This window comes from Roseateles noduli, assembly GCF_050626985.1.
Classification (GTDB): Bacteria; Pseudomonadota; Gammaproteobacteria; order Burkholderiales; family Burkholderiaceae_C; genus Roseateles; species Roseateles noduli_A.
On record NZ_CP192463.1, the window covers coordinates 271,221 to 283,933 of the forward strand.

Below are 12,713 nucleotides of genomic sequence, written 5' to 3' on the forward strand. Positions count from 1 at the left end.
CGCGGCCATGTTGCCCGCCCCAGCCGCCTCGGTGTCCGCCGGCGCCCTGGGCGCCGATGCCGGACGCGCCAATCGCCCCGGCCCCGACGCAGCGCTGACGCGCGCCCGGTTCCGCTTGTCGGGCCTGCATTGCGCGACCTGCGCGGGTCTGGTCGAGTCCCTCCTGCTCGCGCAGCAGGGCGTGCGATCGGCCGAGGTCCAGCCGTCGACCCAGACGCTGGTGCTGGACTGGCGACCGGCGCTCGTGACGATCGAGCAGTTGCGGCAGTCGCTCGCGCCCGCCGGCTACGACTTCGTGCCCGACGTCGCCGGGCCGGCGCGCGACCTGCGGCGGCGCGAGCATCGCCAGGCGCTCTGGCGCCTGTTCGTCGCCGGCTTCCTGATGATGCAGGTGATGATGCTGGCGTGGCCGTCCTACGTCGCCGCCCCGGGGGAGCTTGAGCCCGACCAGGCCGCGCTGCTGCGCTGGGGCCAGTGGGTGCTGACCCTGCCGGTGATGCTGCTGGCCGCGGGACCGTTCTTCCGCGCCGCGCTGAGTCAGCTGCGCGGACGGCGCCTCGGGATGGACGTGCCGGTGGCGTTGGGCCTGGCCGTCGCCTTCGTGGCCGGCAGCGGCGCGACGCTCGATCCCGGCGGCCCGTTCGGGCACGAGGTCTTCTTCGACTCGATCACGATGTTCGTGACCTTCCTGCTCGGCGCGCGGTATCTGGAACTGCGCGCGCGCCATCGCGCGGCGGCGGCGATCGAACAGGCCACGGAAGCGCTGCCGGAGGAGGTCGAACGGCTGGAGCCGGACGGCACGGCGGAACGCGTGGCGATCGAGGCGCTTGTGGTCGGCGACCGGGTGCGCGTCGCCGCGGGGCAGCGCGTGCCGGCCGATGCGGTCGTCGAGGCCGGCAACGGCGCGGCCGACGAGTCGCTGCTGACCGGCGAGGCGCGCCCGGTGGCGAAAGCGCCGGGCGATGTCGTGCTCGCAGGCAGTCTGAATCTCGCCGGCGTGCTCACGCTGCGCGTGCGCCATGTCGGCGAGCAGACTCGTCTCGCAGGCATCCGCCAGTTGATGGCACAGGCGTTCCAGGACCGGCCGGCGATGCTGCGCACGGCGGACCGCGTCGCGGGCTGGTTCCTCGCGGCGGTCCTGGTGCTCGCCGGCATGGCCGCGCTCGTCTGGCAGTTCGTCGATCCGTCGCGGACGGTCGCGGTGGCGGTGTCGGTGCTGATCGTGACCTGCCCCTGCGCCCTGTCGCTGGCGGCGCCCGCGGCCTGGGTCGCGGCCGCAGGCGCGCTGGCACGGCGCGGGCTGCTGCTGTCGCGGCTCGACGCCATCGAGTCGCTCGCTGACGTCGACCGGATCGTGATGGACAAGACCGGCACGCTGACGGACCCCGCGCCGTGTCTGCGTCGCGTGCGGTCCGATGCTCAGAATGCCGATGCCGATGCCGATGCCGATGCCGATGCCGATGCCGATGCGGGGGAGGGGGAGGGGGCGGAGGCCATGACGGCCGCCGCGGTGCTGGCCGCAGCCTCCCGTCATCCGCTGTCTCGCGTGCTGGCGGCGTCGCTCGCGGAGCCATCCCCGATCGATGACGGGTGGGCGATCGAAGAGTTCAGCAGCCGGGGCGTCGAAGGCCGCGATGCCTGCGGACATCGATGGCGGCTGGGATCGCCGCATTGGGCGGTCGAAGCGGGCCCGATATCAAGCCCGACGCCAGGCCCGACACCGGACCCGTTCGACGCCCAGATCGTCCTGGCCCGCGACGGTGTCGTCCGCGCCGCCTGGCACGTCGATGAACACCTGCGCGCTGGCGCGACGGCGTCGATCGCCGGATGGCAGGCCATGGGCGCGACGGTCGAACTGCTGTCGGGGGATACGCCCGCGCGCGTCGAAGCCGTCGCGAAGCAGGCCGGGATCGCGCGTTGGCGCGGCGGCGCCAGGCCGGAGGACAAGCTCCAGCACGTGACCGCGTTGCAGTCGCGCGGCCATCGCGTGCTGATGATCGGCGACGGGATCAACGATGCGCCCGTGCTCGCGCGGGCGCAGGTGTCGATCGCGATGGGGCAGGGCGCCGACCTCGCGAAAGCGCGCGCCGACGCGGTGCTGACCGCCGATCGCCTCGACGCGATCACCGTCGCGTTGACGCTGGCGCGGCGCACGCGCCGGGTCGTGCGCCAGAACCTGGCCTGGTCGGCGCTCTACAACGCCGTGTGCGTGCCGATGGCGCTGATCGGCTGGCTGCCGCCGTGGGCCGCCGGTCTGGGCATGGCCACGAGCTCGCTGCTCGTCGTCGCCAATGCGGCCCGACTGGGCCGCGATGCGACGGGGGCCGCGGTGATCGTCCCGCGATCGACCGATACCTGAAGGACGCTGCCGCGATGGACATCCTCTATCTGCTGATCCCGTTGTCGGTGGTGCTCGTGCTGCTGGTGCTGGCCGTGTTCGGCTGGGCCGTGCAGGACGGTCAACTGGAGTCGCTGGACCGGGAAGGTCAACGAATCCTCGAGGACGACGCGTTAGCTTGACGCACATCAACACGCTCTTCGACATGGCGCCGAACAATTGTCGCCATCCGCGCAACAAGCGCCTCGAGGAGCCAGCATGGCAAGCAGATCAGGGTGGGAGGGAGGACGCGCCATCACGGCCGGTGATGCGCCCAGTTATGAGGACGGCGTGGTCCGCGCGTTCTCGCTGGCCGCGGTGTTGTGGGGCGTGGTGGGGATGCTGGTCGGCGTGATCATCGCCGCGCAGCTCGCCTGGCCGGAACTGAACTTCGGCATCCCCTGGCTCAGCTACGGCCGGCTGAGGCCCTTGCACACGAACGCGGTGATCTTCGCCTTCGGCGGCTGCGTGCTGATGGCCACGGCCTTCCACGTCGTCCAGCGCACCTGCCATGTGCGGCTCTTCGCGCCGGCCCTGGCGTGGTTCACCTTCTGGGGTTGGCAGCTGGTGATCGTGCTCGCCGCGATCACGCTGCCGATGGGCCTGACGACCGGCAAGGAATACGCCGAGCTCGAATGGCCGATCGACCTGCTGATTGCCGTCGTCTGGGTGTCCTACGCGATCGTCTTCTTCGGCACGATCGGCGTGCGGCGCGTGCGCCACATCTACGTCGCCAACTGGTTCTTCGGCGCCTTCATCATCGCGGTCGCGCTGCTGCACATCGTCAACAGCGCGGAGATCCCGGTCTCGCTCACGAAGAGCTACTCCGCCTATGCCGGCGTGCAGGACGCGATGGTGCAGTGGTGGTACGGCCACAACGCGGTCGGCTTCTTCCTGACGGCGGGCTTCCTCGGGCTGATGTACTACTACATCCCCAAGCAGGCCAACCGGCCCGTCTACAGCTACCGGCTCTCCATCGTCCACTTCTGGGCGCTGATCTTCACCTACATGTGGGCGGGGCCCCACCACCTGCACTACACCGCGCTGCCCGACTGGGCGCAGAGCGTGGGCATGCTGTTCTCGCTGGTGCTGCTGGCGCCGAGCTGGGGCGGGATGATCAACGGCGTCATGACGCTGAGCGGCGCGTGGCACAAGCTGCGCGACGACCCCATCCTGAAGTTCCTGATCGTCGCGCTGTCGTTCTACGGCATGTCGACCTTCGAGGGACCGATGATGTCGATCAAGACCGTCAACGCGCTCTCGCACTACACCGACTGGACCGTCGGCCACGTGCACAGCGGCGCGCTGGGCTGGGTGGGCTTCATCTCCATGGGCGCGCTGTATCACCTGATCCCGCGCATGTACGGGCGCATCGACATGTACTCGAAGCGCGCCATCGAGCTGCACTTCTGGATCGCCACGCTGGGCATCGTGCTCTACATCGCCGCGATGTGGATCGCCGGCGTGATGCAGGGCCTGATGTGGCGCGCGGTGAACCCGGACGGCACGCTCACCTGGACCTTCGCCGAAGGCGTCAAGGCCACCTATCCGTTCTACGTGGTGCGCCTGCTCGGCGGCCTGCTGTACCTGGGCGGCATGTGCCTGATGGCCTGGAACGTCGTGATGACGGTCCGCGCCGGCCGGCCGGCCCGCCACCCCATCCCCGGCGCCGCGCTCGCGGCCGCCGCCTGATCGCATCGACAGGAGCACGCCATGGCCAACACCCATGCCCGCCCCGCCGGTCACGAGCGCATCGAGACCAGCAACTTCCTGATGATCGTGCTGGTGCTGCTGACGGTCATCGTCGGCGGCATCGTGGAGATCGTGCCGCTGTTCTTCCAGCGCTCGACCACGCAGCCGGTCGAACACCTCAAGCCCTACACGGCGCTGCAGCTCGCCGGTCGCGACGTCTACATCCGCGAGGGTTGCTACAACTGCCATTCGCAGATGATCCGGCCGCTGCGCGCGGAGACGCTGCGCTACGGCCACTACTCGGTGGCCGGCGAGTTCGTCTACGACCATCCCTTCCAGTGGGGCAGCAAGCGCACCGGGCCGGACCTCGCGCGTGTCGGCGGCAAGTACAGCGACGAGTGGCACCGCCTGCACCTGACCAACCCGCGCGACCTGGTGCCCGAGTCCAACATGCCCGCCTATGCCTGGCTGGCGGGCGCGGCGCTCGATCCGAACGAGCTGGCGCCCAAGATGCGCGGGCTGCGGATCGTCGGCGTGCCCTACAGCGACGAGCAGATCGCCCAGGCGGGCGACGAGGTCAAGGGACACACCGAGATGGACGCGGTCGTCGCCTATCTGCAGGTGCTGGGCACCGCGCTCAAGCCCTGATCGGAGGACCCCATGCCCGACATGGATCTGAATGCATTGCGCTCGGCGGTGACCGTGGTGTCGCTGCTGGTGTTCGTCGGCATCGTCGTCTGGGCCTATGCCCGGCACAACCGCGAACGTTTCGAAGACCTGGGCGCGCTTGTCCTGACGGACGAGGACGCGCCGCGAGGAGGTCGTCATGAGTGATTTCGTTTCGAGCGGCTGGTCGCTGTTCGTGGCCGCGGCGACCGTGCTCGGCCTGGTGCTGTGCCTGGCGCTGCTGATCATCGCCAGCCGCCGCAAGGTGATGGCCGATGACAACTCCACCGGCCACGTCTGGGACGAGGACATCCGCGAGCTCAACAACCCGCAGCCGCGCTGGTGGATGGTGCTGTTCGTGCTGACGATCGTGTTCGCGGGGCTCTACCTGGCGCTCTATCCGGGCCTTGGTACATACGAGGGCTCGCTGAGCTGGTCCAGCACCGGCCAGTACGAGGCCGAGCAGGCACAGGCGCGCGCCGCCATGCACACGATCTACTCGAGATTCGACGGCAAGCCGGTCGAGTCGCTGGCGGCGGATCCGCAGGCCCAGGCCATCGGCGAGCGGCTCTTCGCCAACAACTGCGCGACCTGCCACGGCTCGGACGCCAAGGGCTCGAAGGGCTTTCCCAACCTGACCGACAGCGACTGGCTCTACGGCGGCAGCGGCGACACGATCGTCCAGACCATCACGCAGGGGCGCGAGGGCACGATGCCGCCGATGGCGGCGGCGGTCGGCAATGGCGAGGACGTGCGCAACCTCGCGCACTACGTGCTGAGCCTGTCGGGCAGTCCGCACAACTCGGTGGCGGCGGCGCTCGGCAAGTCCAAGTTCAGCGCCTGCGCGGCGTGTCACGGCACGGACGGCAAGGGCAACCTGGCGCTGGGCGCGCCCAACCTGACCGACAAGGTCTGGCTGCACGGGTGGGGCGAGTCCGCCATCGTCACCATGGTCAACAACGGCAAGCACAGCCACATGCCCGAGCACGGCTCGCGCCTGAGCCCGGAACAGATCCGCGTCCTCGCCGGGTATGTCTGGGGACTGTCCCATGAGCGGCCCTGAGCGCCAGACGGTCTCGCTCTACGAAGCCGAAGCGAAGATCTACCCCCGCGCCGTGCACGGCTGGTTCGCCGTCTGGCGCTGGGCGCTCGTGTGGGCGACGCAACTGCTGTTCTACGGCCTGCCGTGGCTGCAGTGGAACGGCCGCCAGGCGGTGCTGTTCGATCTGGAGGCGCGGCGCTTCCTGATCTTCGACCTGATCCTCTACCCGCAGGACTTCATCTACCTGACGGCGCTGCTGGTGGTGTCGGCGTTCGGGCTGTTCTTCTTCACGGCCGTGGCGGGACGGCTGTGGTGCGGCTACGCCTGTCCGCAGACGGTCTACACCGAGATCTTCCTCTGGATCGAGCGCCACACCGAAGGCGACCGCGCCGCGCGCATGCGGCTCGACCGCGCGGGCTGGACCGCGGAGAAGCTGCTGCGCAAGGGCGGCAAGCACGCCGCGTGGCTGGCGGTGTCGCTGTGGACGGGCTTCACTTTCGTGGGCTACTTCGAGCCGATCCGCACGCTGGGCGGCAACGCGGCCGCGTTCGCGCTCGGCGGGTGGGCGCTCTTCTGGGTGCTGTTCTACGGCCTGGCCACCTACGGCAACGCCGGCTACCTGCGCGAGCAGGTCTGCAAGTACATGTGCCCGTACGCGCGCTTCCAGAGCGCGATGCTCGACCGCGACACGCTGATCATCAGCTACGACACCGCGCGCGGTGATCCGCGCGGCGCGCGTTCGAAGAAGGCAGACCCGTCGGTCCTGGGCCTCGGGTCCTGCGTCGATTGCCAGCAGTGCGTCCACGTCTGTCCGACCGGCATCGACATCCGCCGGGGGTTGCAATACGAATGCATCGGCTGTGCCGCGTGCATCGACGTCTGCAACGACGTGATGGACAAGTTCGGCTACGAGCGCGGATTGATCCGCTATGCGACGCAGAACGGCATGCACCATCGCTGGACGGCGGCTCAGCAGTGGCGTCGCGTGCTGCGGCCGCGCGTGCTGGTCTACGGCGCGATCCTGCTGCTGGTCTCGGGCGGTCTGGTCTGGAGCCTGGCGGTCCGTCTGCCGTTCAAGGTCGACGTCGTGCGCGACCGCGCGACGCTTGCGCGCGAGGTCGAGGACGGCGTGATCGAGAACCTCTACCGCCTGCAGCTGATGAACGCCGCGGAATCGACGCAGCGCTTCGTCGTGGACGTGCGGGGCATCGATCGCCTTCGCGTCGCCTCGCCGTCCGGCGAGGTGGCGCTCGGGCCCGCGGAGGCGCGTTGGGTCACTGTCGCGCTGCGGCTGCCGCCCGATGTCGCGCGTGAACTCGGCCCCGGCGCGCATCCGATGCGCTTCGCCGTCCGGCGGCTTGCGCCGTCTGGCGCCTCGATGGACCCCGTCGATGCCACGGAGCGCGAGCTGCTCGAGAAATCGACCTTCGTCGTGCCGCGATGAGCGCGGGCGTCTCCTCCCTTCAACCCATCCCTCTTCAACAGGAGCGGACATGACTACAGCACGCCTGAACGACGCCGACTTGCCTGCCAGCGGTCCCTGGTGGCGACACCCGATGATGTGGCTGGTCGTCGGCGGCCCGAGCATCGTGGTGGTGGCCTCGATGGCGACACTGACGCTCGCCATCGTGCATCCCGACCCGGTGGTGCAGTCGACGAGTGCGGTCGATCGCAGTGGCGTCGCTGCGGAGGAGGTGAGTGACCCTGCCACGACGCCCGCGTTGAAGGCACGCAACCATGCGGCGACGGGCGGACAGTCGCGCTGAGGTCGCCATCCTCGATGAGGTCGATGACGTTGTTGATGATGACGTGGCCGACCTTGCAGATGTCGGCGACGTCGCCGATGCGCCGTCAGGCGGTGCGCCGGACCAGTTGCAGCAGCTGTCGCGGCTTGAGCACGCGGACCTCGCGCGCCCGCACTTCGAGCAGGCCGTCGTCCTGCATCCGGGAGAAGGTGCGGCTCACCGTCTCCAGCGTCAGGCCGAGATAGCTGCCGATCTCGTCGCGGGTCATCCGCAGGACGACGCTCGACGACGAGAAGCCGCGCGCCCGCAGCCGCCGCATCAGGTTGATGAGGAAGGTCGCCACGCGCTGCTCGGCGCGCACCGATCCGAGCAGCATCATCACGCCCTGGTCGCGCACGATCTCGCGGCTCATCAGGCGGTGGAACTGGCGGCGCAGCCGGTCGACCTCGCGGGTGATGTCCTCGATGCGGCCGTAGGGAACGACGCAGATGTGCGAGTCCTCCAGCGCCACCGCCTGGCTGGCGTAGGCGCCGCTGAAGATGCCGTCGAAGCCGAGCATCTCGCCGGCCATGTGGAAGCCGGTGATCTGGTCGCGGCCGTCCTCCGCCGAGGCGGAGGTCTTGAAGAAGCCGGTGCGCACGATGTAGAGGGCATCGAACGGATCGCGGGGCTTGAACAGCACCGTGCCCCGCGTGACATGCCGTCGGTCCGAGACCATGCGCTCGAGCTGATGGACGTCCGCGGCCGGCAGTCCCGTCGGCAGGCAGACCTGCCGCACCGTGCAGGTCGCGCAGGTGATCCGGGTCGTGTCGGGCGGAGCGGACAGCACAGGCCGCGCAGGCGCGGGCGCCGAGGCGGGAGGAGAGGGTGGGGCGGGCAGGGTGGTGGCGCTCGGCATGAGTTCGTCGGACATGCGAGGAAGCGGCGGATTCTTTGCCGGGGCATCGACGCCGGCAATGACATCAATCAATGACGCTTTGCCAACAAAGGGTGAGGATGGCGCCCATGTGCCCTGACCCGACCCCCTGGGACTGCAGCATCCCCGATGCCGATCTGCTGCGCCGCTTCGACATCGCGGGACCCCGCTACACCTCGTACCCGACGGCGGACCGCTTCCACGCGGGCGTCGATGCCGAGCGCCACGGCGAGATGCTGGCGCTGCGCGCCTTCGGCCCCGCGGCGCGGCAGCCGATGTCGGTCTACGTGCACATCCCGTTCTGCGAGTCGGTCTGCTACTACTGCGCCTGCAACAAGGTGGTCACGCGGCACCATGAGCGCGCGGCGGCCTACGTCGACGCACTCGAGGTCGAGATGGGCCTGGTGCATCGCCGGCTCGGCGATCGCGCGCTGGTGTCGCAGCTGCACTTCGGCGGCGGCACGCCGACCTTCCTTGCCGATCGCGAGCTGTCGATGCTGATGGCGCTGCTGCACCGCCATTTCCGCCTGACCGCGGATGCCGAGATCTCGATCGAGGTGGACCCGCGCACCATCGACGTCGCGCGCCTGCGTCATCTGCGCGCCTTGGGCTTCAACCGGCTGAGCTTCGGCGTGCAGGACTTCGACCCCGACGTGCAGCGCGCCGTGCATCGCGAGCAGAGCCTGGAGAGCGTTGCCGCGTTGATCGGCGCCTCGCGCGACCTGGGGTTCCGCTCGATCAACGTCGATCTGATCTACGGCCTGCCGCTGCAGACGCCGACCTCGTTCGCGCGCACGATCGAACAGGTGGCGACGCTGCGGCCCGATCGCATCGCGCTCTACGGCTACGCGCACCTGCCGCACCGCTTCAAGCCGCAGCGGCGCATCGAGCCCGCCGCGCTGCCGCCGCCCGGGGACAAGCTGCGCATGCTGTCCGGCGCGATCGCAGGCTTCCTCGCGCGGGGTTACAGCTACATCGGCATGGACCACTTCGCGCTCGCGGACGATCCGTTGGCCGTCGCGAAGCGGGAAGGGCGCCTGCATCGCAACTTCCAGGGCTACAGCACGCAGCCGGACTGCGACCTCGTGGCGCTGGGCGTCTCGGCGATCTCGAAGCTGGGCGCCTCGTTCGCTCAGAACGTGAAGACGCTGCCCGAGTACTACGCGGCCTTGCGCGAGGGCCGGCTGCCGGTGGAGCGCGGTCTGGTCCTCGACCAGGACGACCTCGTGCGGCGCGACGCGATCATGGCGCTGATGTGCCAGGGACGGCTCGATTTCGAGCCGATCGAGCGCTCGCACGGGATCGTCGCGGTCGAGTACTTCGCGGGGGAACTCGATCGTCTGCGCCAGATGGCGGAGGATGGACTCGTCACGATCGAGCCGCGAGCGATCCAGGTGACGCCGATGGGATGGTTCTTCGTTCGGGCGGTCGCCATGGTGTTCGACCGGTACCTGAGGCCGGGAAGCGCGGTGGGCGCATCGTTCGCGACCTCGGCGACCTCGGCGACCTCGGCGACGACGCCGATGAGCGCCGCCGATGCGATGCGCGCCGCCGACGGCGCGCCGGTCGAGTCGCCGGTGCGTTTCTCGCGCATCTTCTGAAGTCGATGGACGGATACGGGATGCTGTCGCTCGCGCTTGCCGGGACCGCGCTCGTGATGGGCGCCGCCGGCAGCCTCCATTGCGCGGCGATGTGTGTCGCGCCTTGTGCGGCGGTGACCGGCGGCCGGCGCGGCGGGATGGCCGCCTTCCACGCGGGGAGGCTGCTGGGCTACGCGGCCGCCGGGGCCGTGGTCGCGGCCAGCGTCGGCGGCCTGTTGGGTTGGGAGGCGACCTCCGGGGCCTTGCGGCCGCTGTGGTTGATGGTGCATCTCGCGGCGCTGGCGATGGGGGCATTCCTCTTCTGGCGCGCGGAGCCGCCGCGGTGGGTGCTGCGGCTCTGGACGACCCGGGCGCCGGCGGCAGTCGGGATTCCGGTCGAGTCGCTGGGCGCAGGCGCCGTCGCGTTGTCTCCGGCGCGCACGGCCGGCGCCGGTCTGGCCGGACTGGCGTGGCTGGCCTGGCCCTGCGGGTTGCTGCATGCCGCGCTGACCGTCGCGGCGCTCGCCGAGGGCCCCTGGCAGGGCGCCGGCGTGATGGCGGCCTTCGCGCTCGGCTCATCGCCGGGCTTGCTCGCCGGTCCCTGGCTGCTGGCCCGCCTGGGCGGAGCGGGGATGCGGAGTGGTCCCGCAGGCGGCTCGGGTGTGCGAATGGCAACCCGTCTGTCCGGCGCGATGCTGGCGGCGGGGTCGCTCTGGGCGCTCGGTCACGGCCTGTGGGCGCAGATCCGCGCGTTCTGCGGCTGACGGTCCCAGGGACATGGCCCGGGCATCAGCCGATTGAAAGTTTCGCTGTCATAGAATCGGCGCTTCCGGTTTACCCCAAACCACCCACGCGACTCGCGGAGACGACTCCATGTACCAGCACATCAAGGTGCCCGAGGGCGGCCAGAAGATCACGGTCAACGCCGACTTCTCGCTCAACGTTCCGAACAACCCGATCATTCCTTACATCGAGGGTGACGGTACCGGCTTCGACATCACCCCGGTGATGATCAAGGTGGTGGACGCGGCCGTGGCGAAGGCTTACGGCGGCGCCAAGAAGATCCACTGGATGGAGATCTACGCCGGCGAGAAGTCGACGAAGGTCTACGGTCCCGACGTGTGGCTGCCCGAAGAGACGCTGACGGTCCTGAAGGACTACGTCGTCTCGATCAAGGGCCCGCTGACGACGCCGGTCGGCGGCGGCATCCGTTCGCTGAACGTCGCGCTGCGCCAGGAACTGGACCTGTACGTCTGCCTGCGCCCGGTGCGCTGGTTCGAAGGCGTGCCGTCGCCGGTCAAGGAACCGCACAAGACGGACATGGTCATCTTCCGTGAGAACTCGGAAGACATCTACGCCGGCATCGAGTTCGAAGCCGAGAGCGAGAAGGCCAAGAAGCTGATCAAGATCCTGCAAGAGGAATTCGGCGTCAAGAAGATCCGCTTCCCGGACACGTCGGGCATCGGCGTCAAGCCGGTCTCGCGCGAAGGCACGGAACGTCTGGTCCGCAAGGCGATCCAGTACGCGATCGACAACGACAAGCCGAGCGTCACGATCGTCCACAAGGGCAACATCATGAAGTTCACCGAAGGTGGCTTCCGTGACTGGGCCTATGCCCTGGCCCAGAAGGAATTCGGTGCCGAGCTGATCGACGGCGGCCCGTGGTGCAAGTTCAAGAACCCGAAGACCGGCAAGGACATCGTGGTCAAGGACAGCATCGCTGACGCGTTCCTGCAGCAGATCCTGCTGCGTCCGGCCGAGTACTCGGTCGTGGCGACGCTGAACCTGAACGGCGACTACATCTCCGACGCGCTGGCGGCGCAGGTCGGCGGCATCGGCATCGCCCCGGGCGCGAACCTGAGCGACTCCGTCGCGATGTTCGAAGCCACCCACGGCACGGCGCCGAAGTACGCGGGCAAGGACTACGTGAACCCCGGTTCCGAGATCCTGTCGGCTGAAATGATGCTGCGTCACATGGGCTGGACCGAAGCGGCCGACCTGATCATCTCGTCGATCGAGAAGTCGATCCTGTCGAAGAAGGTCACGTACGACTTCGCCCGCCTGCTGGACGGCGCGACGCAGGTGTCGTGCTCGGGCTTCGGTCAGGTGATGATCGAGAACATGTGATCGCGAACTGATCGTTCCAGGCCCGGGCTTGAACCGGGCTGCGATCAAGGACCCCAGTGCGCGAAGGCGCCTGGGGTTTTTTCATTCCTGAGGGGCGCGGGCCCCGCGCTTGCCTGTCCATGAACATCCAGACATCAAAGGACTGTTCATGCGACACCAACCCTCACCTCGCTCGCCCAGGAGCGTCCTCATCGCCGCGGGCGTTCTCGCCGTCGCCGCGCTGACCGGATGCTCGACCAACAAGGTCGAGACCGCCTCGCAGGTCGGCGAGAGCCGCGGTGCCCTCGATGCCGCGCAGACCAGCATCGGCGCCGGCGATTCGCCCGACCTGGTCGTGGCCCGCGCACGCCTGGCTGAAGCCCAGGAGGCCCAGAAGAAGGGCGATCACGCGCTCGCCCGCCGCAAGGCCGACGAAGCCGAGGCCGCCGCCTCGTTGGCGCGTTCCAAGTCCGCGCGCGACCGCTCCGAGAAGGCCGCTGCCGAACTCGACCGCAGCCTCTCGACCTTGCGCGAGGAACTCAACCGAGGTCCGGCATCGGCCGCGCCCAACCGTTGACCCGTCAGCGAC

At 69.1% G+C, this 12,713-nt stretch carries 13 protein-coding genes; 12 read left to right on the top strand and 1 reads right to left on the bottom strand.

Going from position 1 to position 12,713, the window contains the following annotated elements:
- Positions 1-7 precede the first annotated feature (7 nt).
- The 8 genes from ACQ4L4_RS01265 to ACQ4L4_RS01300 all read left to right on the top strand — a co-directional run bounded on the left by ACQ4L4_RS01265 (position 8) and on the right by ACQ4L4_RS01300 (position 7,543).
- The gene (locus tag ACQ4L4_RS01265) at positions 8-2,359 is read left to right on the top strand and encodes a heavy metal translocating P-type ATPase (RefSeq protein ID WP_431102417.1); all 2,352 of its coding nucleotides are present in this window, start codon (positions 8-10) and stop codon (positions 2,357-2,359) included.
- Positions 2,360-2,373: 14 nt separating this feature from the next.
- Positions 2,374-2,520, top strand: coding sequence for a cbb3-type cytochrome oxidase assembly protein CcoS (gene ccoS, locus ACQ4L4_RS01270; RefSeq protein WP_297530705.1), 147 nt, complete (start codon positions 2,374-2,376; stop codon positions 2,518-2,520).
- A 76-nt stretch (positions 2,521-2,596) separates the two neighbouring features.
- Entirely contained in the window at positions 2,597-4,069 is a 1,473-nt protein-coding gene (gene ccoN / locus ACQ4L4_RS01275) for a cytochrome-c oxidase, cbb3-type subunit I (RefSeq protein WP_431102418.1), read from the top strand.
- Between the two features lie 21 nt (positions 4,070-4,090).
- The gene (gene ccoO, locus ACQ4L4_RS01280; RefSeq protein ID WP_431102419.1) at positions 4,091-4,717 is read left to right on the top strand and encodes a cytochrome-c oxidase, cbb3-type subunit II; all 627 of its coding nucleotides are present in this window, start codon (positions 4,091-4,093) and stop codon (positions 4,715-4,717) included.
- Positions 4,718-4,729: 12 nt separating this feature from the next.
- Positions 4,730-4,903, top strand: coding sequence for a cbb3-type cytochrome oxidase subunit 3 (locus tag ACQ4L4_RS01285; protein ID WP_431102420.1), 174 nt, complete (start codon positions 4,730-4,732; stop codon positions 4,901-4,903).
- A complete protein-coding gene (ccoP, locus tag ACQ4L4_RS01290; RefSeq protein ID WP_431102421.1) occupies positions 4,896-5,798 on the top strand; it encodes a cytochrome-c oxidase, cbb3-type subunit III in 903 nt (300 codons plus the stop codon). Before ACQ4L4_RS01285 ends, ccoP begins: the two co-directional genes overlap by 8 nt.
- On the top strand, positions 5,785-7,221 hold the full coding sequence (ccoG, locus tag ACQ4L4_RS01295; protein WP_431102422.1) for a cytochrome c oxidase accessory protein CcoG: 1,437 nt from the start codon (positions 5,785-5,787) through the stop codon (positions 7,219-7,221). The genes ccoP and ccoG overlap by 14 nt, the downstream gene beginning before the upstream one ends.
- A 49-nt stretch (positions 7,222-7,270) precedes the next feature.
- Positions 7,271-7,543 (top strand): hypothetical protein, encoded by a 273-nt coding sequence (locus ACQ4L4_RS01300; protein ID WP_431102423.1) that lies wholly within the window; start codon positions 7,271-7,273, stop codon positions 7,541-7,543.
- Between the two features lie 85 nt (positions 7,544-7,628).
- On the opposite strand, the gene ACQ4L4_RS01305 is transcribed toward ACQ4L4_RS01300, so the two are convergent.
- Positions 7,629-8,435 carry a cyclic nucleotide-binding domain-containing protein gene (locus ACQ4L4_RS01305; RefSeq protein ID WP_431102424.1) on the bottom strand — a complete coding sequence of 269 codons (807 nt, stop codon included), beginning with the start codon at positions 8,433-8,435 and terminating at the stop codon, positions 7,629-7,631.
- Between the two features lie 92 nt (positions 8,436-8,527).
- Here ACQ4L4_RS01305 and hemN point away from each other — a divergent pair, with 92 nt between their 5' ends.
- The 4 genes from hemN (at position 8,528) to ACQ4L4_RS01325 (ending at position 12,701) form a co-directional block, all read left to right on the top strand.
- Positions 8,528-10,039 carry an oxygen-independent coproporphyrinogen III oxidase gene (gene hemN / locus ACQ4L4_RS01310; protein WP_431102425.1) on the top strand — a complete coding sequence of 504 codons (1,512 nt, stop codon included), beginning with the start codon at positions 8,528-8,530 and terminating at the stop codon, positions 10,037-10,039.
- 20 nt (positions 10,040-10,059) lie between these two features.
- The gene (locus tag ACQ4L4_RS01315) at positions 10,060-10,782 is read left to right on the top strand and encodes a sulfite exporter TauE/SafE family protein (protein ID WP_431102426.1); all 723 of its coding nucleotides are present in this window, start codon (positions 10,060-10,062) and stop codon (positions 10,780-10,782) included.
- Positions 10,783-10,891: 109 nt separating this feature from the next.
- Positions 10,892-12,145, top strand: coding sequence for an NADP-dependent isocitrate dehydrogenase (gene icd / locus ACQ4L4_RS01320; RefSeq protein ID WP_431102427.1), 1,254 nt, complete (start codon positions 10,892-10,894; stop codon positions 12,143-12,145).
- Between the two features lie 148 nt (positions 12,146-12,293).
- Positions 12,294-12,701: a hypothetical protein gene (locus tag ACQ4L4_RS01325; protein WP_431102428.1), complete on the top strand. Its 408-nt coding sequence runs from the start codon at positions 12,294-12,296 to the stop codon at positions 12,699-12,701.
- Positions 12,702-12,713 lie beyond the last annotated feature (12 nt).